Raw genomic sequence first — 23,515 nt, 5'->3', positions numbered from 1 at the left:
TTCGTAATAAAATAACGACCTGCTCGAAACGCTGGAGTTCCCTATGTCTGTTATTGGTCGCATTCATTCCGTAGAAACCTGCGGCACCGTCGATGGCCCCGGAATACGCTTCATCGTCTTCATGCAGGGCTGCCTGATGCGCTGCAAGTACTGCCACAACCGCGATACCTGGGACACCCATGGTGGCCGTGAAGTGACGGTCCCTGAGCTGATGCAGGATCTCACCAGCTACCGCCACTTCATGAATGCCTCTGGCGGTGGCGTGACCGCCTCCGGTGGCGAGGCCATGTTGCAGCAGCCCTTTATTGCCGAACTGTTTGCAGCCTGCAAGGCGCAAGGGATCCACACCTGCCTCGACACTAACGGTTTCGTGCGCCACTACGACGAGATGCTCGATCAGGTGCTCGACAACACGGATCTCGTCTTGCTCGATATCAAACAGATCAACGATGAGAAGCACATCCCCCTGACCCACGTCAGCAACAAGTACACCCTGGAGTTCGCCCGTTATCTCGCCGCCAAGGGCAAGACCATGTGGATCCGCTATGTGGTAGTGCCCGGCTGGACCGATGACGAAGAGAGCGCCCATGGCTTGGGTCAATTCATCAAGGAGCTGGGGGAGTCAGTCGAAAAGGTGGAGTTGCTGCCCTACCACGAGCTCGGCAAGCATAAATGGGACGTGCTGGGAGAGACTTACGAGCTGACCGGTATTCATCCTCCCAAGCGGGAGACCATGGATCAGATCCAGGCCATCCTCGGCCAGTACCATAGTCAGGTAAAATACTGATTAACTGAGACGGCCGCGGTCTGCCGCGGCCCCACGGCAAGGATGCCCCATGAGTGAAGGCCAGCTCGCGGCCCTGCTGCTCTGGTTGCTGCTGTTAGGCACCAGCATGAACCGTGCGCTCTGGCACAACCTGCGCACCACCTCCCTCTATCAACACCTGCTGCTCGGCAGCGCCATCGTTCTGATCCCGCTCTGGCTGCTGCGCGCCGGCCTTCATGATGGCCTGACCATCCACTTTCTCGGCATCACCAGCCTGACCCTGCTGCTCGGCTGGCGCCTGGCGCTCTGGGCCCCCTGCCTGACTCTGCTACTGCTCAGCTACACAGGTGTCGAGCAGTGGGCCAACGTTGGCTGGAACGCCCTGCTCGGCATAGCACTGCCGGTGGCAACCAGCTGGTTGCTGTTTCTCGCAAGCTGGGCCTGGCTGCCACGGCATCTGTTCATCTATCTGTTCATCGCCGCCTTCCTCGGCGGCGCCCTCGCCATTTCAACCAAGGTGCTGGCCACGGCCCTGCTGCTCGGACTAAGCGGCGACTACCCCTGGCAGACCATCATCGATGACTACCTCAGCATCTGGCCACTGCTGCTCTTTCCCGAGGCCCTGCTCAACGGCATGACCATGACCCTGCTCGCCATCTACCGCCCCCACTGGGTCAACACCTTCTTCGACCGCACCTACCTGGGCCGCTGAGCCGGGCTCCCCGCAATATAGAGACAACAAAAAGCCCGCTGCTGCGGGCTTTTTGTTGGTGCATCGGCGGTGGATCAGACGCTGCGGGGACGCAGGTGGGCGTGCCAGCGCGACTCCAGCTTCTTGAACAGCCAGACGATGATGAAGGTCAGCATCATATAGAGCAGGCCGGCGGTGATGAACGCCTCGAACGGGCTGTAGTAGCGGGAGTTGATGATCCGCGCCGCCCCCGTCAAGTCGACGATGGTGATGATGCCTGCCACCGCCGAGCCTTGCAGCATGAAGATCACCTCGTTGCTGTAGGCCGGCAATGCCCGACGAAACGAGTTGGGCAAGATGATCCGGGTCAGGGTCTGCCAGGGACTCATGCCAAAGGCCTGGGCTGCCTCTATCTGCCCCTTGGGCATGTTCATCACGGCGCCGCGCACGATTTCAGCCGTATAAGCGCCGGTGTTGAGGGTAAAGGCCAGCAGGGCACAGAACCAGGCCTCGGCGAACAGCGTCCAGGCCGCACTGTTTTTCAGCCACTCCCACTGGGCGGCGCCGTAGTAGATGATGAACAGTTGCACCAGCAGCGGCGTGCCACGGAAGAAGTAAATGTAGGCCCAGACAGGCCCCTTGATCAGCCAGTTCTTGTGGTTACGCAAGATGCCCACCGGCACCGCCAGCATGAGGCCAAGCAGCAAGGCGGCGGCCACCAGCAGCACAGTGGTGTAGAGGCCCTGCCAATAGGTGGGCCACTCTTTGAGGATTATCGAGAAGTCCATGGCTTACCTCGTCTTGATAGCATAATGACGCTCGGCCCACTTGAGCGCCGAGGTGGAGACAGCCGTGAACACCAGGAAGATGAGGGCTACCGCCATGTAGAAGGTAAAGGGTTGCTGAGTCGAGCCCGCCGCCAGGGATGCCTTGCGCACCATGTCATCGAGTCCGATGATGGAGACCAGGGCCGTGGTCTTGAGCAGGACCAGCCAGTTGTTGCCAAAACCCGGCAAGGCATGGCGCATCATCTGCGGGAACAGGATGCGCACAAACACCTGGGTTGCCCGCATGCCGAAGGCGCGAGCCGCCTCCAGTTCGCCCTTGTCCACCGCCAGGATGGCGCCACGGAAGGTTTCTGTCATATAAGCGCCGAAGATGAAGCCTATGGTGGCCACCCCGGCGGCAAAGGGGCTGATATCGATGTAATCGGGCACCAGGGAGACCCAATCCTGGTTGGGATTGCTCGACAACAACCAGGCATTGTACTGCTCGTTGATCCAGGTGCAGATGCCGTTGATGAGCACCTGACCGCCGAAGAAGAGCAGCATCATCAGCACCAGATCAGGAATACCGCGAATGAGGGTGGTGTAGCCAGTGGCCAGACCCCGCGCCCACTTATAGGGGGAGAGCTTGGCCAGTGCACCGAGCAGGCCGAGCAGGAGCGCCAGCAGCAGGGAGGCCAGTGCCACCTGCAAGGTGATCCAGGCACCTTCCAGCAGGGAGGCTTCGTATCCTTTCAAATCAAACATGTGCAACTCCATCGCAAACTGACTGAATGGGTATGCCTCACCCAAACAGAGGATTCAGATCCTTTCAAATCAAACACATACACATGCATCTCTATTGCAACCAAACGGGCCCGCCGTTTTCGTGGGAAAAGCCGCGGGCCCGATGACGATTGACTGGGATCAGCCTGTCGCCTCGTTATTCACCGTACACATCGAAATCAAAGTACTTGTCATTGATCTCTTTGTATTTGCCGTTGGCACGCAGGGCCAGGATGGCGGCGTTGAATTTCTCTTTCAGATCCTTGTCAGCCTTGCGCACCGCGATACCGGCACCCTCACCAAACCACTTGGGATCGGTCAGTTTCGGGCCGACAAATTCATAGGCGTCACCGCCATCTTTCTTCAGCAGACCGTCGCTGATGGCGGCAGAGTCGGCCATCACGTAGTCGACACGGCCGGACTTCAGATCCAGATAGGCTTCGTCGGCGGTACCGTAACGCTTGATGGTGGCGTTGGGGAAGTTATCGGTGATGTAGGTGTCCATGGAGGTGGCGCGCTGCACGGCAATGGTTTTGCCATCCATGAAGGCCTTGTCGAGCTGCACGTCGGTGCCTTTCTTGGCGGCGAAGCGGGCGGGAATGTGCTGGTACTTCTGGGTGAAGTCCACCTTCTTCTTGCGCTCTTCGGTGATGTCCATGGTGGCGATGATGGCGTCATATTTACGCGACAGCAGCGCCGGAATGATGCCATCCCAATCCTGCTTGACCATGGTGCACTTGACCTTCATCTCCTCGCACAGGGCGTTGGCGATGTCGATGTCAAAACCTTTTACCTCGCCGCTTGGCTCGGTCCAGGAGAAGGGAGGATAGGCGCCTTCTACACCGATCCGTACCTCTTTCCACTCCTTGGCCATCAGGCTGCCGGATGCCAGGGTGCTCAGAATGGCCGTGGCCAGTATCAGTTTTTTCATTGTCATCTCTCCTTGATAAAACAATTTGGATAATGGGAAGACTCGTCCATCAATAGATGGAAGATATGAATTGTTTGAAACGCTCTGACTTGGGATGGGCGAAGATCTCTTTCGGATTGCCCTGCTCCTCCACCACCCCCTGGTGCAGGAACATCACCTTGTTCGACACGTCACGGGCAAAAGACATTTCGTGGGTCACCACCATCATGGTGCGCCCCTCTTCGGCCAGCTCGCGCATCAGGCTGAGCACCTCCCCGACCAGCTCAGGATCCAGCGCCGAGGTGGGCTCGTCAAACAGCATCACTTCGGGATCAACCGCCAGGGCGCGGGCAATAGCGGCCCGCTGCTGCTGGCCGCCGGAGAGGTGGCCGGGATAGTAATCGCGACGCTCCCAGAGCCCGACCCGGTTGAGCAGATGCTCCGCCTTGGCGATCGCCTCGGCACGGGGCACCTTCAGCACCTGGATAGGCACCTCTATGATGTTCTGCATGATGGTCATGTGTGACCAGAGATTGAAACTCTGGAAGACCATGGCGAGGCGACTGCGAATGCGTTCAACCTGGCGCATGTCTTCTGGGGTACGTTCGCCGGTCCGGCTCGTCTTCATCCGGATCAGCTCACCGTGAAGGGATACGCTACCGGAGGAAGGGGTTTCGAGCAGATTGACACAGCGTAGAAAGGTCGACTTCCCCGATCCCGAGGAGCCGATCAGGGAGATGACATCTCCCTTGTGGGCCGTCATATCGATGCCCTTGAGCACTTCGTGGGTGCCAAAGTACTTATGCAAAGCACGAACTTCCAGTGCGGCAACGTCGCTCATCCACTACAACCTTGTCTGTCCCTAGACGCCGCTGGGGCGTGATACCACCACCACTCCATTAACAAAATGTTAACCGATGGCAACCTTCAGCGAAAATATCATCCACATGGTCAAAAAACAATACAGAGTAGAGGTTCTTGGTGTTTTATCTGTATTTTTATTGGCCTTGATAGTATTTTTCAGCACTTTGTATGCATAAAACTCGACTTAATACCGCCAGGGCGCCGGCCTGTTTCGCGCCTAATACCTCAGTTAATCCGGCACATCATCGCTTTTTCATCATAACAGCATAAAAGCCTGTTTATTCATACCAGCTGGCGATGCAAACTGGCAGTGGATCCATGTGATTTTCTTGGTTTTTTTGGCAGAAAAAGCCCGTAAGGGCAGATAACGCTCTCGCAAAAGGCTTGGGGCTCCATAAGCGCGAGGTTAAAACAAGGGTCGGATGAGTCAACTTATCTCACAGATATGTGACACCCGCTTAATAACTAATGATAAGGTGTCGTTTTTGTCATTCTCTTCTTTGAGGCCCCGATGCTGCTGAATGTCTTGCTGATCCTGCTGCCCCTGGTGATCGGCTACCTGGTTCCCCTCTCCTCCAAGCCCCTGCTCAAGCTCGTCAACGGCACCCTCGGCAAGCTGGTCTATCTGATCCTCTTCCTGATGGGTTTGGGGCTGGCCTTCGTGGAGGATCTGGGGGCTAACCTGCCGCGCATTTTCGTCATTGCGACCCTGATGCTGGCCTCTATCTCTCTGTGTAATCTGGTCGGCCTCTGGTGGCTGGACAGGCGCAATCCTCCACCCCACGATGGCAACGACTCCCAGATGCCGAGCAAGTGGAAGATGTTATGGGAGTCCGTGCAGCTCTGTTTCGTGGTGCTGGCGGGGACGCTCATTGGCCTGCTGTTCGAGCCACGCTTCCTGCCCATCGACAAGTTGAGCGAGTGGGCGCTGATGCTGCTGCTGTTTCTCATCGGAGTGCAGATGCGCAATTCCGGCATGCACCTGCGCCAGATCCTGCTCAACCCCTGGGGCATGAAGATAGCGGCCACCGTCATCCTCACCAGCTGGGTGGGCAGCCTGGTGGCCTCCCTGCTGCTCGGCCTGCCCTTGGCTCACGGCCTGGCCATGAGTTCGAGTTTTGGCTGGTATTCGCTCTCCGGCATCCTGGTCGCCGACAAGCTGGGGCCGGTGCTGGGCTCGGCGGCATTTCTGAACGACCTTGGCCGCGAGCTCATCGCCATCCTCATCATCCCCATGCTGATGCGCCGTCACCCCTCGGCAGCGGTCGGTTATGGTGGTGCCACCGCCCTGGACTTCACTCTACCGGTGATCCAGCGCTCGGGGGGCATCACCATGGTGCCGATCGCCATCGTATCCGGCTTCATCTTGAGTCTGCTCGGCCCCATTTTGATACTTGCCTTCCTCGCTATCTGATCCACAACCGGGTTCAAGGGGGGCCATCACCACGCTCCCCCCTGAACTCGGCTAAGGTTCACTCACTCACCCGGCGAGAACCCCATGAACTATCTTGCACACCTTCACCTGGCGGCCCATACCCACAGCTCCCTCACCGGCAACCTGCTCGGCGACTTTATCAAGGGCCCCTTGCCAAGCGGACTTGAGCCATCGCTGGATGCAGGCATCTGGCTGCATCGCAAGATAGATGCCTTCACCGATGCCCACCCCGAACACAGAGCCGCGGTCGCCTGCTTTGCGCCGCCCTGGCGGCGTTTTGGCGCCATCCTGGTCGATATGCTCTACGACCATTGGCTCAGCCTGCACTGGGCCCGCTTTAGCCAGACGCCACTGCCGCTCTTCTTGCAGCAGAGCTATGCCGCCCTGCTGGCCGATGAGGATCGCCTGCCAGGTGGCCTCCCCTCCCCGTTAACAGCCATGGTGCGCCAGAACTGGCTCGCCTCCTATGCCGAGCTGGACGGGCTGACACGGGCCCTCAACGGCATAGGCCAGCGGTTGCGCCGCCCGCAACCTCTCGGCCTGGCGCTGGCAACCCTGACCCCGGCCCAGTGGCGCAGCTGTGAGCAAGGCTTTCTTGCCTTCTACCCCGACCTGATGCGCTTTACCCAGCAAGAGTGGCAGGCGCGCCCCCATTTTCCTGACCCGGATCGACCATAAAAAAACGCCCCAAGGGGCGTTTTTTTATGGCTGACAACCTATGGCTGGGTCTCTTTCTTCTTGCGAATGCTCAGGCCCAATTCCCGCCCGCGCAGGCGGGCATAATAGATGGTACCGACGAAGGCGAGGATGGTGAGCACCAGCTCCACGACCGCCAGCCAGCGCTCCCCTTCATCCGCGGTGATCAGGGTCAGGGAGTGCAGGAAGTAAGGCATCAGCACGAAGTTGCCCCAGGCATGGGTGTAGGGATTGCCCTGGAGTATGCCCTTTAGGGGGAACAGCAGCGGCAGCGTCCAGATCACCGGCAGCAACCAGGGATTGATGTCAGGATGCGGAGAGAGCCAGACGTGCCAGATAATGACCCAGGCCAGCAGACCAAGGAAGCCGACCAGGGTCAGCAGACGGGCGTGAAAAGTGGTCACTTGAGGATCTCCAGCACCTGCTCGGGAGGACGGCCAATCCGGGCCTGGCCATCCTTGATGACGATGGGGCGCTCGATGAGCTTGGGATGTTGATGCATGGCCTGGATCAGGGCCTCGCCACTCAGCTCTGCCAACCCCAGCGCCTTGTAGAGGTCTTCTTTGGTACGCATCAGCTGGCGGGGATCCTCGAAGCCCAGCTGGGTCAGCAAGCGATGGATCTGAGCTTCGCTCGGCGCCTGCTCCAGATAGAGTACCACCTCGGGCTGGATGCCATGCTGCTCGAGCAGGGCCAGGGTCTCACGGCTCTTCGAGCAGCGCGGATTGTGGTAAATTTGGGTCTCGCTCATGATAACTCCCTGATTTATCGCATGAGAGGGGAAGAAACGGCGCTATTGTATGGCAAAGCCTGAGGCACGTCTTCCATTGATGGAATGAAACCAGAGGGTTATCAAATTGTATGAGACGCCTTTCATTCTGGCCTGAAGAGGCCCCAACCTGATGACGCATCTCAAGGAGAGGCAATGAAAGCAATCCATGCCATGGCACTGACCGCTCTGCTGAGCGCCTGTACCCCGCAACCCGAGTTGACCGACACCCAGGGTGAACCGGTCAGCTTGCAGCGGTTCGCAGGCAAGCCACTGCTGGTCAACTACTTTGCCCAGTGGTGCGCGCCCTGCCTGCGGGAGATGCCGCTGCTCAATGCCCTGCAACGGGAGGGCAAGGTGCAGGTCGTGGCGCTGAGCTTCGACAGCATGAGCGCGCCCGCGCTGGCAGAGCTGGCCCGCCGTCACGATATCCAGGTGCCCATCATGCAGGTCAACGGCGAAACCGGCGCCAGGCTGCCCTTCCCCCGCCCCGCCCAGCTGCCCACCAGCTATCTGCTCGATGCCGATGGCAAGCTGGTGCAGACCCTGGTCGGTGAACTCAATCACGCACGGCTGGCGACCCTGACCCGCCAGTGATCGGCAATCACCTGTGCCTGCCTGGGCAGGCCAGCTGCTCCGTCCGGGCATACCAGGCAATAAAAAGGGCGCAGCGGTGACCCGCTACGCCCTTATCCGCCGCAAGAAGTGTCACATCTTGAGGCTCTCCAATGCTTTTTTCTCACGTTCCAACTCGGTGATCCTGGCCTCGATACGGGCCAGATTCAGTTTGTTGCTGGTCGTGCCACGGGCGACGATCAGCTCGTCGATGGCGGCCTGGTAGTCGCCGCGCAGGGAGAGGGTCTCGGCCCGCGCCATGTGCAGCTCTTCCATCTTGCCCGCCTTGCGATAGGCATCGGCCAGCAGACTCCAGGTCAGGCTGTTCTCTTCATGCTCCCGGGCGTAGGGATCCAGAATGGCGATCGCCTTGGCGGTGTTGCCGCCCTCCAGATAGGCGTTGCCCAGGTTGATCACCACCACCTCGTTATCCGGCATCCGCCGTCTGAACTGCTCGAGGCGGGCGATGGCCTGGGCATTGCGCCCCTTGGCAAGATCGATGTCAGTCTGGCCATCCAGGATGAACAGGTCCTCCGGATGGCGGCTGGCCAGCTCCTTCATGATGGCATCGGCCTCGTCCGCCCGTTTGAGCTGAAGCAACACCAGGGCCTTGCCATAAAGAGCAGCGTCCTTGAGGGGGTAATCGCCCCGACTCAGCCGTTGCTCGAAGAAGGTGAGCAGGGCCGCCTGTGTCTCCGTACCAAAACGCGCCTGAATACGTACCTTGGCAAACCAGAAGTCCAGGCTAGGAGGCAGGCTGCGTTTGCCGTAACTGGCGGCCCTGGCGCGGGCCTCGGCAATCCGGGTCTCGGGCAGGGGGTGAGTCAGCAACATCTCAGGGGGCTTGCTGGCGTAGCGATACTCCGCCGCCAGCTTCTGGAAGAAGGTCGCCATGCCGCTGGGGTCAAAACCCGCGTCATAGAGCGTCTTCATGCCGATCCTGTCCGCCTCGTATTCGTTGTCCCGGGTGTAGTTGATGGCCGACTGCATCGACAGACCGAGGGTAGTCTGCAGGGCGGCAATACCGGCGGTCGGGTTGATCACCGCCAGGGCGATGGAGCCCACCAGACCGGCGAGGGTCATGGCCGAGCTGCTCGCCTGGGCTTCAAGATAACGGGCGATGTGGCGCTGGGTGACGTGGGTGATTTCGTGGGCCAGTACCGAGGCGAGCTCACTCTCGCTGTCGGCATAGAGAAACAGGCCGGTATGTACCTTGACCCGCCCGCCAAGGAAGGCCGCCGCGTTGATGCTGGGATCGTTGATCAGGAAGAAGGTGAAGGGGAAGCGCACCCCGTCAGCGTTGGTCAGCAGTCGCTGACCCAGATCGTCAATGTACTGGCTGAGCACGGGATCATCGATAACGGGCAGACCGGCACGGGCAAAGCGCATGAAGGCGTTGCCGTAGCGCACCTCCTGCTCGATGGGCAGCGCCGCCACCCCGGCTGTGCCTATGTCGGGCAACTGATTGTTGGCCTGGGCAGTAAAGCTGGCGCTCATCAGGGAGGTCAGCAGGGGAATGCTTGCCATCAGGGGGGAAAAACGTGCCACGTTATCTCTATCTCCTTTAGGAAGGGGCTTCGGCAGGATACCCTTGCCCCTGACGGCCCACAAGCGTTGTTTCAGGCTGCCATCACGGCCATAATAGCGGCGTCTCGCCCGCTGGAGCCGTTATGGAACACCTGGATCTGACCTCCTATCGCTGCCCTGAGCCACTCATCATGGTCAAGCTCTGGCTGCGCCAGGCTAAAACCGGTCAATCCCTCGCCATCAGCCTGTCCGACCCCGGCTCGCGCCGCGATATCCCGGCCTATCTGACGCGCCTTGGCCATAGCATACTGAGCGCTGAACAAACCCCTTCGCACCTGCACCTGCAATTCACGGTCGGGGAGCCATCCTGTTGTTGAGGAATACTCCATGTTTGAAGTCCTGAAACGCTGGTATCAGACTCGATTCTCCGATCCCAATGCCGTCACCCTGTTCCTGTTATTGCTGTTCTGTTTCGCCATCCTCTGGCTGTTTGGCGACATCTTGGCGCCGCTGCTGGTGGCCCTGGTGATGGCCTATCTGCTGGAGTGGCCGGTGAGCCGGTTACAGCGGTTGGGTCTGGGGCGAACCCCCGCCACCGGTCTGGTATTGCTGCTGTTTCTCACCCTGACCGTGCTGGCGCTGCTTGGTCTGATCCCGACCCTGGTCAGCCAGGGGATCAATCTGGCCAAAGAGTCCCCCGCCATGCTGGGCCACACCCAGGACTATGTGCGTACCCTGCCCGAAAAGTACCCCGAGCTCATCGATGTCAGCCTGGTGGAGACGCTGATCGACAACATACGCCAACGCATCCTGAGCGGCGGCGAGACCCTGGTCAGCGCCTCGCTCAGCTCCCTGGTCAACGTGGTCGCCCTGCTCATTTACCTCATACTGGTGCCCTTGATGGTGTTCTTCATGCTCAAGGACAAGGGGGTGTTGCTGGCGGGCATACGCCGCTTCCTGCCCCGTAACCGAACCTTGGTCAATCGGGTCTGGGTGGAGATGAACGATCAAATCATCAACTATATCCGCGGCAAGGTCATCGAGATCCTCATCGTCGGCATCGCCACCTATATTCCCTTCGCCCTGATGGGACTGCGCTACTCGGTGCTGCTGGCGGTGGCGGTGGGTTTCTCCGTCCTCATTCCCTACATAGGGGCGGCGGCGGTGACAGTGCCGGTGACCATGGTGGCGCTGTTCCAATGGGGGCTGACACCTGAATTTGCCTGGCTGATGGTCGCCTATCTGGTGATCCAGGCCCTCGATGGCAATCTGCTGGTGCCGCTGCTCTTCTCCGAAGCCGTCAATCTGCACCCTGTGGTGATCATCATCGCCGTGCTGGTCTTTGGTGGCTTATGGGGATTTTGGGGGGTCTTCTTCGCCATCCCGCTGGCGACCCTGGTCAAGGCCGTACTCAATGCCTGGCCCAAACGAGACGAGAGCCCGGCCCCTTAAGGGTGATCCATTGGAGACCACGCCATCGTGACCCAGCGAGCAGAGTTCAACCGGGATGAAAATTATCCTGACATAGGGCGCCAATTTATTGATATTAAATGCGTTGCGCCCTGCTAACTTGCATCTGCTCCGGGCATCGGCTTAAATGTTCGCCTTTTTTCATTCGACACCTCTGGCCTATCACACGGGCAGTTAAACAAGGACGATTTACATGACCCCTGTTCGATCGACACCGTCAACCGCCCGGAAGCTGGCTAGCCTCGCAGCCCTGTTGGCCTCTTGCTCCATTGGCACTGCCCACGCCGACATCGATCTGGGTGCCCTGAGCCCCTTCTCCAGTGACAGCCCCACCAGCCCCATTCCCAAAGGGTTGGTGCTGGGAGGCGCCTTTATCGGCGGCCAGGCCCGTTATCAGCATCAGGATGACACCATGCTGCCCATACCTGGTGGACTCTATTTTGGTGAGAACCTGATGTATCTGGGGGACAGGGCCCGCTACTACCTCTCCCGGGATGGCAATCTGTCGACCTATGCCTTCGGGCGGGTGCGCTTTGGCAACCTGGATCCCGATGACGATCGCTTCTTCGATGGCATAAACAAGCGCAAGGGCGAGTTTGAGGCCGGATTTGGTGCCGATCTGGTGACCCCGTATGCCTTGTTGACCCTAAGGGCCACCAGCGATGTCACGGGGACCAGCAACGGTCAGGAAGTGATGGCATGGGCCAACTTCCCCATAGTGCGCGACAGGCTGCTGGTCATGCCGGGCTTTGGTCTGATGCTGCGCAGCCACAACATGGCCAACTACTACTTCGGCGGCGTCTCTGACGATGAGGTGGCACCGGGCCGCCCGCAATGGAACACGGGCACCACCCTCTCCCCCATGGCCTCCATCATTGGCAGCTATCGTTTCAGCCCCCACTGGATTGGTGGATTCGGCGTCAACTACGAGCTCTACGATAACGACATCGCCGACAGCCCTCTGGTGCAACATGATGGCGAACTCTACGCAGGCGTCGGGCTGGGCTATATCTGGTGACGCCTCCTGGGCTGCGCACAAGAACATAAAAAGAGGCCCGCATGATGCGGGCCTCTTTCTGAATCGATGAGCGGCCAGGTCACAGGGTTGCGAGGAACGCCTCCAGCGCCCCGGTGACCGCCGCTGACGCCTCCAGACTGGCCAGATGACCGGCTCCCGGGATCTCTTTGAGCGGACACCCCAGCTCCTCGGCCATCAGATACCCCTCCAGCACAGGATGTATCTTCTCCTCGCAGCCCATGATGACCAGACTCGGCTGGCTGAAGTATTGCAGCCAGTCGATGCGATCCTCTCGCCCGATCCAATGCTGACCGAGCCGTACCAGGGCGTCGATCTTGTCTGCGGGCCACTGGGCAAGCCGGGCCATCATGGCCTGCTGCAACAGCGGATGGGGGTGATTTGCCAGGTAACGTTCGGTAAAACCGGCGGCGATGGCGCTGGGCACGGTTCCCTTGGCGGCTATCTCATCCAGCCAGCCCTGGTAGCGCGCCCGGCTGATCTGGGGCTCCCAGCCAGCAAAGCAGCCTTGCAGCACCAGGGCGCGCACCCGAGTGGGCACCAACTTGGCCAACTCTATGCCCCAGATCCCCCCCAGCCCCTGACCGACCAGTACGAATTCCGCTATGCCCAGGCTATCCATCAACTGCAGCATCTGGCTGGCCACGTCGGTCAGATTGCCGTTGGTTGCAGGCAAGCCCCCCGACTGACCATGGCCCCACAACTCGGGAACGATGCAGCGGTAGCGCCCCTTGAGCGCCTCTAATTGCGGACGCCACGCTTCGGCATCCATCAGGTAGGCATGGCCAAACAGAATGGCCGGTCCCTGCCCCTCGTCCAGGTAGGCGAGCGGGCTGGCATCAATTTCCACAAACTGTCTCATGAGTTCCTCGAACAAGTTGGCCTGGGAACCAGAACCTCAGGCGACACCCAGGATGTTCTGGCACAGGGTGCTATGAACGGAAGTTTACCATATGACCCCTGGCACGGGGCGTGCGACTGGTGCAAGCTGGGAAGACTCAAAGAGGGAGATGATCATGAGCAAGGCTACCAAGCTTGGCAAGAAAGAGTATGAGAAGGCATTGGTCAATCTGCAGTCCGAGCTGGTCAAGCTGCAGGAGTGGGTCAAACAGGAGGGGCTCAAGGTCGTGGTCCTGTTCGAAGGGCGCGATGCCGCGGGCAAAGGCGGGGTCATCAAGGCCATCACCGCCCAGCTCAACCCACGGGTGGTCAAGGTCGCGGCCCTGCCCGCCCCCTCCGACCGCGAACGCACCCAGTGGTACTTCCAGCGTTACGCCTCCCACCTGCCCGCCGCCGGTGAGATGGTGCTGTTCGACCGCTCCTGGTACAACAGGGCTGGCGTCGAGCGAGTGATGGGCTTTTGCGAGGACGACGAATACCGCGAGTTTCTGCGCGCCTGCCCCGAATTCGAGCGCATGCTGACCCGCGCGGGCATCATTGTCATCAAGTACTGGTTCTCGGTATCGGACGAAGAGCAGGAGAAGCGCTTCCTCGACCGCATCCATACCCCCATCAAACGCTGGAAATTCAGCCCCATGGATCTCCATGCCCGCTCGCGCTGGGTCGAGTATTCCCGCGCCAAGGATGACATGTTCGTCTATACGGACACCGAGGATTGCCCCTGGTTCGTGGTCGAGGCGGATGACAAGCGCAGCGCCCGCATCAATTGCATCTCCCACCTGCTCAGCCGGATCCCCTACAAAGCCATCAAGTACGACAAGATAACCTTGCCTCCCATAGAGACCCAAGGCTACGAGCGCCCCGCCCTCGCCAAGCAGAGCTTTGTACCCGATGTGGCCCATCGACTGCGCAAGGGCAAGGCGCTCAAGGAGCCCAAAGCAGTCAAGCCAGCCAAGAACACGGCCCCGTTGGAAGCCAGATCGGCGGCGACAGTGCCATCGATTACCGCCGCCCCGGCCAACGCAGCCCCTGCAAAGAAAACAACAGTGGCAACACCTGCCGCCAGCACAATCCCTGCAAAGAAAACAACATCGGCAAAACCTGCCGCCAACGCAGCCCCGGCAAAGAAAACGGCAGCGGTGACACCTGCCGCCAACGCAATCCCTGCAAAGAAAACGGCACCGGCAAAACCTGCGGCCAACGCAGCCCCTGCAAAGAAAACAGCATCGGCAAAACCTGCCGCCAACGCAGCCCCGGCAAAGAAAACAACATCGGTAAAACCTGCCGCCAACGCAGCCCCGACAAAGAAAACAACAGCGGCAACACCTGCCGCCAACGCAGCCCAGGCAAAGAAAACGGCAGCGGTAACACCTGCCGCTAAAGCAGCCCAAGCAAAGAAAACGGCAGCGGTAACACCTGCCGCTAAAGCAGCCCAGGCAACCGCAGCAGAGCCGCCCCAAGGCAGAGGCAAAGCCGCCGACCCTAAGCAGTGATCCCCCCTGAATCCCTGTGCCAATAAAAAGCCGGTCTCACGACCGGCAAAAGGCATTGCATGAAAAGTCAGGCCAGGAAGCCCCTGGCCCCTCCGGGCTGATGGTCAACCACGAATGTATTTGGCTGTACGGGGGAAAGCCTGCTCCTTGCTATCGAACAGGTAGCAGGCCTCGGCCGGGATGCCGACGCTGTAGGATTGACCGCTGCTCACCTCGATGTCCGCATTGGCCTTGACGGTAAAATCATGGCCTTCCACGTCCATGTAGATGAAGGACTCGGCGCCCAGGTGTTCAGCGACCTGCACCTGCCCGGTGACCTTGCTGTGTGCATGGGGGTGATCCAGGGTCACCAGGTGCTCGGGACGCACCCCCAGTTCCACCTTGTCACCGACCGCGGCGCGACGGGCATCGACGCGAGCACGTACCCTATCCCCCGACACCAGCTTGATCAGACACTCCTGCTCGCCGATCTCGGCCAGCTCGCCGCTGAGGAAGTTCATCTTGGGTGAGCCGATGAAGCCTGCCACGAACTTGTTGTCCGGGTTGTGGTAGAGATCCAGCGGCGTACCGAACTGCTCCAGATTGCTGGTTGCCTCCCCCTTGAGCGGGCTCAACACCACGATGCGATTGGCGAGGGTCATGGCCTCAATCTGGTCATGAGTCACATAGATGATGGTGGAGTTGAGCTCCTTGTGCAGCTTGGCTATCTCGATGCGCATCTTGACCCGCAGGGCGGCATCCAGGTTGGAGAGCGGCTCATCGAACAGGAATACCTGCGGCTGCTGGACGATGGAGCGACCGATGGCGACCCGCTGGCGCTGACCGCCGGAGAGCGCCTTGGGTTTGCGCTCAAGCAGAGGCTCGAGGCCCAGGATCTCGGCGGCACGCATCACCCGCTTGTGAATATCGTCCTTGCCCATCTTCTTGATCTTGAGGCCAAAGGCCATGTTCTCGTAGATGTTCATGTGCGGGTAGAGGGCGTAGGACTGGAACACCATGCCGACGTTGCGCTCCACCGGCGGCACGTCGTTCATGTAACGACCCCCTATGGTCAGCTCGCCGCTGGTGATGTCCTCAAGGCCCGCTATCATCCGCAGCAGGGTCGATTTGCCGCAGCCTGACGGGCCGACGAAGACGATGAACTCTCCCTCCTTGATGGAGAGATTGATATTGCGCAGCGTGTCCTTGTGGACAGCCGGGTCGTAATTCTTGCGAACGTTGTTGAGTACTACTTCAGCCATGACGAGCTCCGCTCTTGAATCTGTGCAAATCGTGATAGCGGGGAGATGTCTCTCCCTGCCATAAAACATCAGCCCTTGACGCCACCGGCTGTCAGGCCACCGACCAGCCAACGCTGAGCCAGCAAGAACACCAGGGTGATGGGCAGGCCGGATAGCACGGCGGCTGCGGCGAAGTCACCCCACAGGTAGTTCTGTGGATAGAGGTACTGCTGGGCACCGACCGCCAGGGTCAGGTTGTTCACATCCTGCAGCAGGATGGAGGCCATGGGCACCTCGGTAATGGCACCGATGAAGGAGAGGATGAACACCACCGCCAATATGGGTACCGACAGGGGCAGCAGGATCAACCTGAACGCCTGCCAGGGAGTGGCGCCGTCGATGGCCGCCGCCTCCTCCAGGGAGGAGTCGATGGTCTCGAAGTAACCCTTGATGGTCCACACGTGCAGCGCTATGCCCCCCATGTAGGCCAGGATCAGGCCACCGTGGGTGTTGAGGCCAAGCCAGGGAATGTACTCCCCTATCTTGTTGAACAGCGCATAGATGGCGACCAGCGCCAGCACCGCCGGGAACATCTGGAAGATCAGCATGCCCTTCAAGATGGTCTGCTTGCCGCGAAAACGCAGGCGGGCAAAGGCATAGGCGCAGGTGGTGGAGAGCACCACTATCATCAGCGCCGTGATGCCGGCCACCTTGATGGAGTTCCACAGCCAGGTCAGTACCGGGAAGGGAGGCGGTGTCACACTGCCATCGGCGTTGGTGATGGTCATGCCCAGCGCCAGCTTCCAGTGATCAAGCGTGGGGTTGGAGGGGATGATCTCCCCCACCGAGAAGTTGCCGTTTCGAAACGAGATGGCGATGACCATGATCAGCGGGAAGATGATCACTGCCAGGAAGCCCCACATCACCAGGTGAGTTGCCCACACCCGGTACTTGACAGATTTAGGTTGTACGATAGCCATATAGCTCCCCTTACAGTTGATCAGCTTTGGAAAGCTTGAGGTTGAGCAGTGCCAATGCCCCGACAATCAGGAAGATGGCGGTGGCGATGGCGCTGGCCAGACCGTAGTCCTGACCACCCGAGCCCTGGAACGCGATCCGGTAGGTGTAGCTCACCAGCAAGTCCGTGGTGCCGGCCGGGGTACTGGCGCCTATGATGTCCGGCGCACCATTGGTCAACAACTGGATTAACACGAAGTTATTGAAGTTGAAGGCAAAGGAGGCAATCAGCAACGGTGTGAGCGGCTTCATCAACAGCGGCACCGTGATCTTGAAGAAGTTCTGCACCGGGCCGGCGCCGTCCATGGCAGACGCCTCATAGAGATCTTCCGGGATGGCTTTGAGCAGCCCCATGCAGAGGATCATCATGTAGGGGTAGCCGAGCCAGGTATTGACGATGAGGATCATCGTCTTGGCCAGGAAGGGGCTGGTGTACCAGTCCGGTTTGATGCCGAATGCCGCTTCCAGGAAGAGGTTGATCTCACCGAAGTTCTGGTTGAACAAGCCCTTGAACACCAGGATGGAGATAAAGGCCGGGATGGCGTAGGGCAGGATCAGCATGACCCGATAAAATCCCCGTCCTTTGAGCTGCTCCCACTGTACCAGGCAGGCGACGACCATGCCGATAGCCAGGGTCAGCACCACAGAGCAGGTGGAGAAGATGACGGTCCAGATGAAGATCTGGAAGAAGGGTCCCTGGATACCCGGATCGGTGAGGATGCGGGTGAAGTTCTTCCAGCCCACTGCGACCACGAAGCCTGGCGCCACGCTCTTGCCGACAAACTGGCCCTGCTCGTCGATGTACTGATAAAAACCCGTCTCTGTATTGGGCATCATCAGCTCGCCACTCTGGTTATCACGCAGCAGATTGCTCTCCTTGAGCATCACCCCGGATTTCAGCACGGCGCCATCAACCAGCTGGGTATAGAGCGGCTTTTGCGCGGCAAACTTGCGCAGGCTGCTCATGGTGAGCTGTATGCCGCCTTCGGGCAGCAGCAGATCCAGCTCGGAGAGATGGGTCTTGTGGGCGATGATCTCGCGGATCGGCGCTGCCGGCAGGCCAGGCTCCCCTTCGAGGGGGGTCAGTGTGACCTGTTGCTCGGCACCGTTCACCGGGCCTTGCCCCGCGGCCAGGCTACGCGCCTTGTTGTCCATCAGCGTCATCTGCGGGCTGACAAAATGGCGACCATCCTGGGTGAGCAGCAGCTGATACTGGTTGTTCTCACCCTTGAGCAGCGTGAAATCAAACTCGCCACCGGCGACCTTGTAGCTCTTCTTGAGATGGTAATTGCGCGCCTGCTCGACCGAGAGCAAGTTCGCGCCTGAATAGTTGGTAAACGCTATCCCTATGGTGTAAGCCAGCGGGAATATGATGAAGACCACCATGCCTGCCACACCCGGGAAGATGTAACGGTGTGCATAGGTCTTCTTGTTCATGAAGACATAGAGGCCAACGGAGACCACCAGCAGATCGAGCAAGGCAAACACCCACTCGCCACTGGCATACATCATCACGGCCGCATAGCCGTTGAGCACGGCAATCAGCGCCGCCATGGTCCACTTAAGCCAGGTGTGCTTGTCATTGGGACCGGCATAGGATTCGAGAGAAGGTACTACTTCCATGCCAATTAACCTTATTACGCCAAGGAAAGAAGAGGTGGGAGGCCCGCGGGCCTCCCTGGTAGATACTTACTGAACGATACGCTTGGCAGCGGTATCCAGGGCTTCGTCAACGCCTTGACGACCGGACGTCACGTTCTTGAGGGCAGTTTCAAAGGAAGACCAGAAACGGCTCATCTCGGGCACGGACGGCATCGGCTCACCATTCTGGGCGTTCATCATGGTGGCTTTGATGTTGGCATCAGACTCCAGGGTCTTCTGGAAGGACTTGAGTGCCACGGCGCCGAGGGGCTTGTCAGCATTCACTGCGGCCAGACCCTTGTCGGTCAGCAGGTAGTTCTCCAGGAACTCGACGGCCAGATCCTTGTTCGGGCTGGCGGCGTTGATGGTGGCACCCAGTACGCCAACGAAGGCCTTGGCCGGTTTGCCGTTCAGGGTGGGCAGCGGCGCAACGCCATACTTGATGCCGCTCTTGTCCAGGTTGCTCCAGGCCCAGGGACCATTGATCATCATGGCCACTTCACCCTTGTTGAATTTCGCATCCATGACGCCGTAGTCGATGCCCTTCTCCAGGTGACCGGACTTGATCATGTCGGCGATGTAGCCCACCCCCGCCTTGGCACCCGCGTTGTTCACGCCGGTATCCTTGACGTCATATCCGGTCGCGGTCTTCTTGAAGGCATAACCCCCATTGGCAGCCACCAGCGGGTAGCTGAAGTAAGGAGTGTCGTAGGCCCACATGATGGCGCGCTTGCCATCCTTCTTGAGGGTCTCGTCGATCTTGGCGATCTCTTCGAAGGTCTTGGGCGGCTCTGGCAGCAGGTCTTTGTTATAGATCAGGCTCACGGCTTCGACAGCGACCGGATAACCGTAGGTCTTGCCATCAACAGACATGGCATCCCAGGCAAACTGTTCGAACTTGGCTTTCTCGTCGGCATTCGGGGTCACGGGCACCAGCAGACCTGACTTGACCCATTCGCCGTAGCGGTCATGGGCCCACAGGAAGATGTCCGGACCGTTGCCGGTCGCGGCCGCTTGCTGGAATTTCACCTCAACCTGATCCGGGTGAGCCACTGTCACCTTGATGCCGGTTTCGGCTTCAAATTTCTTACCCACTTCGGCCAGACCGTTATATCCCTTGTCACCGTTGATCCAGATCGTCAGCTGACCCTCATCAATGGCGGCGGTGGCAGTGCAAGCCACACCCAGGGTAGCCAAACCAATCAGAGAGGAGAGTAATGTCTTTTTCATGAGCCTTTCCTTGTTGTTGTTCCGCGCTGCAAGAGCATTGTGTGCGGGATGAATATTATCCCAAGCCTCAGATGCCTCACATGACGCAACTCGCATTTTTGAAATGCAATTACGTATTTCCTTCCGGAAAGTTCTGAAAACATTTTCTTGTTTCAGGGGGTTATCGCATTTTATGGCCATTATTTCTGACCATTGGAGAAATTAAGTTACCTTACTGAAACATAATTACATAAATGAAAGGGTTTTCACTCTCATGAAAACCCTTTCATCGTTGATTCATTGTTTAATTTGCTAACTAAAGCACTTGGTCAGTTTCTTGCCTCCCCCGCCCGCCAAATAAAAAGGCACCGCAGCGAACTGCGGTGCCTTTTTACCAGAAACCCGGGCTGGATCACATTATGACGACCGGGTCAGCTGATCCTTCAAATTGGGCGGCACGCCGCGGATAGTCAGGGTATCGGTTTGGGGATCATAGAAGACCCGGCTGCCCAGCAGCTTCTGTTCAAAACTCAGGGTCAGACCGCCACCGGAGCCGACGAACTTGGTCAGCCCCCGCAGGGTGGATCTGTCTGGCGGGAAGCGATCCTCCAACTCATATTCCTTGCCAATAAAGCTATAGAAATCGAGGTCGTTATCGCCGGGTAATTCCGCCGAGAGTTCACGGATCTCGATCTCTTCACCGGCACTGGCCTGTTCGGTGCAATATTTGAAGACCTGCTTCTTGTAATCGTTGCGCTCTTGCGGCTCAAGCTGCTGAGTGGCGCAATAATCCTCTACCGCCTGCAATAGCCCTTTATTTTGCAGCTTGGCATCCATGCCTTCACGGGCACCTAATAAGTCGAGGAAGAAATCCCCCAACTTGCGGCCAACCCGCCCCTTGCTGAAGGTGATATACCGACGCGACTCGGGCTGAGTCTTCCATTCGGTGAGATCGATACGCGCCACCAGATTGAGTTTGCCGATATCCAGATACTGGATATGGCTGAGCTCGAGGGCTTCACTCACCGTCACGCTCTCCTTGCCCTCCAGCAGGGCGACCAACAGATAGTCGACCCCCACATAGTTGTATTTGGCAAACAGCAGCACCCCTTGTTCATCCAGAGCATGGTCGACCAGGATCTTGACCAGGTGCTGGGTCATGGAGACCGAGAAGGGGACGAAGTCGCTCTGTCCGGCGAGCAGCTGTTCGAGGGCGATGCGAAACAGTGGAGAAGCCGGTTTGGGGGCATCATCCCCCTCGGCCGCCTCTGTCCCCTCCTCGCCCTCGGCGAAGTAACCAAATCCTTTGCCGCCTTTGCCGTTATAGATGCGATGCAGCTCCGCCATCAGCCCCTGAACGGCCTCGTCGGGGGTCAGGGTCTGGCTGCGGGTATCGGCCTGGGGCTGACCGTCGCTGCCACTGCGTAGGGAGTGAAGAATGATCTTGTCGATATCGAGACTCATGTCACAAAGCCATAGTGTTAGCCGAAAGGGTGGAGTATTATAAGTCGCTTTGAACTGAGATGAACTGAAGATTATGCCCATCGTATCAAAGTACAATAACGAGCAGTTTGACGCCCTGATGAACGACCTGATCACCGCCCTGGAAAAACACAAGGCGCCGGTGGATCTCAGTCTGATGGTGCTTGGCAACCTGACCACCAATATCATCAATGGTATGGCCCCGGCCCAGCGTCAGGCGATCACCGAAAAATACATCCAGGCGCTCACTGCCTCGGTGGATCACCGTCGCGATGCTCACTGAGTTTCTCCGCATTCTTTGATGTTTTTCAAGTAGATGGATCACTATGGTCGAAACCGGCAACCCCTATCGTGATAACGTTTCCCGCCTGATCACCTGGGGGCATTGGTTCTCCTTCTTCAACATCATCCTGGCCATGCTGATCGCCACCCGCTATCTGGGTGCCATCAGCTGGCCATCGACGACCCTCGGGATCGTCTATCTCATCATCAGCTGGATAGGCCACTTCTCCTTCCTGAGTTTCGTCACCTATCTGCTGACCATATTCCCCCTGAGTTTCGTGCTTCCCAAAGAGAAGGCACTGAGGTTCGTCTCGGCCATAGTGGCGACCCTGGCACTGGTGCTCTTGCTCATCGACACCCAGGTGTTCCGGCTGTTCAAGTTCCACCTCAATGGGCAGGTATGGCAGCTGCTATTGGAGCAAGCCCAGACGGAGCAAGGCTCTATCTGGAGCATCATCTTCGTGGCGGTGCCGACCATCTTCCTGCTGCAACTGCTGCTGTCGGCCTATGTGTGGCGCAAGATCAACAAGCGCAAGCGCCGTCAGTATGGCAGCCATGTGGGCCTGGCCCTGCTCGGCTGCTTTATCCTGACCCACGTGGTCAACAGCTGGGCAGATGCGACCCTGTATCAGCCCATCACCATGCAGAAGGCAAACTTCCCGCTCTCCTACCCCATGACCGCCAAGAGCTTCCTGGCCAAGCATGGCTGGCTGGACCTGGATCAGTACGAGAAAGAGGCCCAGTCCCAGGATGGGGATGGCGAGAGCCGGCTGCGCTATCCGCTGCGCCCGCTCAGCGTCAATGCGCCCAGCAATCATCAAAATCTGCTGATCGTGGTGGTGGACTCGCTGCGCTATGACATGCTCAACAGCATCAATATGCCCAATCTGCAACGCTATGCAGACCAGCACCTCAACTTCCGTCAGCACCTGAGCGGCGGCAACGACGATGTGATGGGCATGTTCAGCCTGTTTTATGGCCTGCCCGGTCACTACTACAACGACATCCGCCTCGACAAGACCCCGCCAGTGCTGCTGGATGAGATGCTGCGCCAGGATTACGAATTCGGTCTGTTTGGCTCCCTTGATGATGCCGATAAGTATCGCCGGAGCATACTCGCCGGCCTGCGCAAGCAGGTGTTTGTCTCCCGCCAGCAGGATGATGGCAAGCTGGTTGCAGACTGGCAACAGTGGCTGGGTGAACGCCCGAACGACAGACCATGGTTCTCGTTTGTCTATCTATCCAGCCCGGGTGCCTATCAGCTACCCGCCGAGATCAAGGGCCCCTTCCAGCCCGAACTGACCAAGTTCAATCCGGCCACCGCCTATCGCGCCGAGAATCGCCAGAAGCTGGAGAACCGTTACAAGAACGCCGTCTTCTACGCCGATCAGCTGCTCGAACAGATGCTGGCTGAGTTGCAGCAAAAAGGGCTCAGCGATGACACCATAGTGGTGATCACCTCTGACCATGGTCAGGAGTTCAACGACACGGATCGCAACAGCTGGGGATCGGGAACCAATTATTCCCGTTACCAGGTGCAGGTCCCTCTGGTGCTGGCCTGGCCGGGCAAGGCCGCGGCAAACATTGATACGGGTACCAGCCATATGGATTTGGTGCCCACCCTGATGCCCAATATGCTGGGGGTGCGCAATCCTGAACGCGACTACAGCAGTGGCCGCAATCTGTTCGATCCTGGCCCGCGCAACTGGCTGCTGGCTGGCGATCAACAGAACTTTGCCATCTATCAGGACAAGACCATCACTGAGTTCAACAAGCAGGGTGACTTCGAGTTGCGTGACTGGGACAGTTATCGCCAGATCAAGCACGGCACTCCGGACATGGGCGCCATGATCCAGGTGATGAACGAGCTGAACCGCTTCTACCGCGCCCCCTGATTGAGCCAGCCCCCTCGACAGAGCCCGCCTCATGGCGGGCTCTGTCG

Annotated in this window: 23 protein-coding genes and 1 pseudogene; 11 read left to right on the top strand and 13 right to left on the bottom strand. The window is 58.8% G+C overall.

Translation table 11 applies throughout. From position 1 onward, the window contains the following. Window positions 1-43 precede the first annotated feature (43 nt). Window positions 44-787 carry a pyruvate formate lyase 1-activating protein gene (gene pflA / locus M2366_RS08310; RefSeq protein ID WP_042043488.1) on the top strand — a complete coding sequence of 248 codons (744 nt, stop codon included), beginning with the start codon at window positions 44-46 and terminating at the stop codon, window positions 785-787. Window positions 788-836: 49 nt separating this feature from the next. Then, window positions 837-1,478 carry an energy-coupling factor ABC transporter permease gene (locus tag M2366_RS08305; RefSeq protein ID WP_259269419.1) on the top strand — a complete coding sequence of 214 codons (642 nt, stop codon included), beginning with the start codon at window positions 837-839 and terminating at the stop codon, window positions 1,476-1,478. 74 nt (window positions 1,479-1,552) lie between these two features. On the opposite strand, the gene M2366_RS08300 is transcribed toward M2366_RS08305, so the two are convergent. From M2366_RS08300 to M2366_RS08285, 4 genes are all read right to left on the bottom strand, one after another. Continuing rightward, window positions 1,553-2,245: an ABC transporter permease gene (locus M2366_RS08300; protein WP_042043485.1), complete on the bottom strand. Its 693-nt coding sequence runs from the start codon at window positions 2,243-2,245 to the stop codon at window positions 1,553-1,555. Window positions 2,246-2,248: 3 nt separating this feature from the next. After that, on the bottom strand, window positions 2,249-2,989 hold the full coding sequence (locus tag M2366_RS08295; RefSeq protein WP_042043484.1) for an ABC transporter permease: 741 nt from the start codon (window positions 2,987-2,989) through the stop codon (window positions 2,249-2,251). Between the two features lie 175 nt (window positions 2,990-3,164). Next, window positions 3,165-3,938 carry an ABC transporter substrate-binding protein gene (locus M2366_RS08290; RefSeq protein ID WP_042043482.1) on the bottom strand — a complete coding sequence of 258 codons (774 nt, stop codon included), beginning with the start codon at window positions 3,936-3,938 and terminating at the stop codon, window positions 3,165-3,167. A gap of 49 nt (window positions 3,939-3,987) precedes the next feature. Further along, window positions 3,988-4,758 carry an ABC transporter ATP-binding protein gene (locus M2366_RS08285; protein WP_042043480.1) on the bottom strand — a complete coding sequence of 257 codons (771 nt, stop codon included), beginning with the start codon at window positions 4,756-4,758 and terminating at the stop codon, window positions 3,988-3,990. Between the two features lie 534 nt (window positions 4,759-5,292). On the opposite strand from M2366_RS08285, the gene M2366_RS08280 reads away from it, so the two are divergent. Together M2366_RS08280 and M2366_RS08275 are read left to right on the top strand one after the other, a co-directional pair. Next, the gene (locus M2366_RS08280) at window positions 5,293-6,195 is read left to right on the top strand and encodes a lysine exporter LysO family protein (protein ID WP_259269418.1); all 903 of its coding nucleotides are present in this window, start codon (window positions 5,293-5,295) and stop codon (window positions 6,193-6,195) included. A gap of 84 nt (window positions 6,196-6,279) precedes the next feature. After that, on the top strand, window positions 6,280-6,894 hold the full coding sequence (locus tag M2366_RS08275) for an ACP phosphodiesterase (protein ID WP_259269417.1): 615 nt from the start codon (window positions 6,280-6,282) through the stop codon (window positions 6,892-6,894). A gap of 38 nt (window positions 6,895-6,932) precedes the next feature. Here the strand turns inward: M2366_RS08275 and M2366_RS08270 are convergent, their stop codons facing one another. Next, window positions 6,933-7,316 carry a DUF2069 domain-containing protein gene (locus tag M2366_RS08270; RefSeq protein ID WP_042043475.1) on the bottom strand — a complete coding sequence of 128 codons (384 nt, stop codon included), beginning with the start codon at window positions 7,314-7,316 and terminating at the stop codon, window positions 6,933-6,935. Beyond that, window positions 7,313-7,663: an arsenate reductase (glutaredoxin) gene (gene arsC, locus M2366_RS08265; RefSeq protein ID WP_259269416.1), complete on the bottom strand. Its 351-nt coding sequence runs from the start codon at window positions 7,661-7,663 to the stop codon at window positions 7,313-7,315. Before arsC ends, M2366_RS08270 begins: the two co-directional genes overlap by 4 nt. 174 nt (window positions 7,664-7,837) lie before the next feature. On the opposite strand from arsC, the gene M2366_RS08260 reads away from it, so the two are divergent. Further along, window positions 7,838-8,278, top strand: coding sequence for a TlpA disulfide reductase family protein (locus tag M2366_RS08260; RefSeq protein WP_259269415.1), 441 nt, complete (start codon window positions 7,838-7,840; stop codon window positions 8,276-8,278). A 111-nt stretch (window positions 8,279-8,389) separates the two neighbouring features. Here M2366_RS08260 and M2366_RS08255 read toward each other — a convergent pair whose 3' ends face one another. After that, window positions 8,390-9,844, bottom strand: coding sequence for a M48 family metalloprotease (locus M2366_RS08255; RefSeq protein WP_396021342.1), 1,455 nt, complete (start codon window positions 9,842-9,844; stop codon window positions 8,390-8,392). Window positions 9,845-9,966: 122 nt separating this feature from the next. Between M2366_RS08255 and M2366_RS08250 the strand changes: the two genes are divergently transcribed. The 3 genes from M2366_RS08250 (at window position 9,967) to M2366_RS08240 (ending at window position 12,311) form a co-directional block, all read left to right on the top strand. Then, window positions 9,967-10,200: a sulfurtransferase TusA family protein gene (locus tag M2366_RS08250; RefSeq protein WP_224430744.1), complete on the top strand. Its 234-nt coding sequence runs from the start codon at window positions 9,967-9,969 to the stop codon at window positions 10,198-10,200. Between the two features lie 10 nt (window positions 10,201-10,210). Continuing rightward, on the top strand, window positions 10,211-11,275 hold the full coding sequence (locus M2366_RS08245) for an AI-2E family transporter (RefSeq protein ID WP_042043469.1): 1,065 nt from the start codon (window positions 10,211-10,213) through the stop codon (window positions 11,273-11,275). 211 nt (window positions 11,276-11,486) lie between these two features. Continuing rightward, on the top strand, window positions 11,487-12,311 hold the full coding sequence (locus tag M2366_RS08240; RefSeq protein ID WP_042043468.1) for a MipA/OmpV family protein: 825 nt from the start codon (window positions 11,487-11,489) through the stop codon (window positions 12,309-12,311). 79 nt (window positions 12,312-12,390) lie between these two features. On the opposite strand, the gene M2366_RS08235 is transcribed toward M2366_RS08240, so the two are convergent. Next, complete coding sequence (locus M2366_RS08235; protein ID WP_042043467.1) at window positions 12,391-13,191, bottom strand: alpha/beta fold hydrolase; 801 nt, start codon at window positions 13,189-13,191, stop codon at window positions 12,391-12,393. Between the two features lie 148 nt (window positions 13,192-13,339). On the opposite strand from M2366_RS08235, the pseudogene ppk2 reads away from it, so the two are divergent. Beyond that, window positions 13,340-14,137, top strand: a pseudogene (ppk2, locus tag M2366_RS08230) (polyphosphate kinase 2); the annotation flags it as partial. 689 nt (window positions 14,138-14,826) lie between these two features. Here ppk2 and M2366_RS08225 read toward each other — a convergent pair. The 5 genes from M2366_RS08225 to yejK all read right to left on the bottom strand — a co-directional run bounded on the left by M2366_RS08225 (window position 14,827) and on the right by yejK (window position 21,273). Next, complete coding sequence (locus M2366_RS08225; RefSeq protein ID WP_042043466.1) at window positions 14,827-15,963, bottom strand: ABC transporter ATP-binding protein; 1,137 nt, start codon at window positions 15,961-15,963, stop codon at window positions 14,827-14,829. Window positions 15,964-16,031: 68 nt separating this feature from the next. Continuing rightward, a complete protein-coding gene (gene malG / locus M2366_RS08220; protein WP_042043465.1) occupies window positions 16,032-16,922 on the bottom strand; it encodes a maltose ABC transporter permease MalG in 891 nt (296 codons plus the stop codon). 10 nt (window positions 16,923-16,932) lie between these two features. Continuing rightward, a complete protein-coding gene (malF, locus tag M2366_RS08215) occupies window positions 16,933-18,582 on the bottom strand; it encodes a maltose ABC transporter permease MalF (protein ID WP_259269414.1) in 1,650 nt (549 codons plus the stop codon). Window positions 18,583-18,648: 66 nt separating this feature from the next. Next, window positions 18,649-19,830, bottom strand: a complete 1,182-nt coding sequence (malE, locus tag M2366_RS08210) for a maltose/maltodextrin ABC transporter substrate-binding protein MalE (RefSeq protein ID WP_042043462.1) — start codon at window positions 19,828-19,830, stop codon at window positions 18,649-18,651. Window positions 19,831-20,226: 396 nt separating this feature from the next. After that, window positions 20,227-21,273, bottom strand: coding sequence for a nucleoid-associated protein YejK (gene yejK / locus M2366_RS08205; protein WP_259269413.1), 1,047 nt, complete (start codon window positions 21,271-21,273; stop codon window positions 20,227-20,229). A 73-nt stretch (window positions 21,274-21,346) separates the two neighbouring features. Between yejK and M2366_RS08200 the strand changes: the two genes are divergently transcribed. After that, complete coding sequence (locus M2366_RS08200) at window positions 21,347-21,574, top strand: DUF1414 domain-containing protein (protein ID WP_005901622.1); 228 nt, start codon at window positions 21,347-21,349, stop codon at window positions 21,572-21,574. Between the two features lie 43 nt (window positions 21,575-21,617). Further along, on the top strand, window positions 21,618-23,468 hold the full coding sequence (locus M2366_RS08195) for a DUF3413 domain-containing protein (RefSeq protein ID WP_259269412.1): 1,851 nt from the start codon (window positions 21,618-21,620) through the stop codon (window positions 23,466-23,468). Window positions 23,469-23,515: the final 47 nt, after the last annotated feature.

It is taken from the genome of Aeromonas sp. BIGb0405, assembly GCF_024807335.1.
GTDB classification, from domain to species: Bacteria; Pseudomonadota; Gammaproteobacteria; order Enterobacterales; family Aeromonadaceae; genus Aeromonas; species Aeromonas rivuli.
Note: the sequence above shows the minus strand (reverse complement) of the source record. Positions and strands in the feature narration are given on the sequence as shown.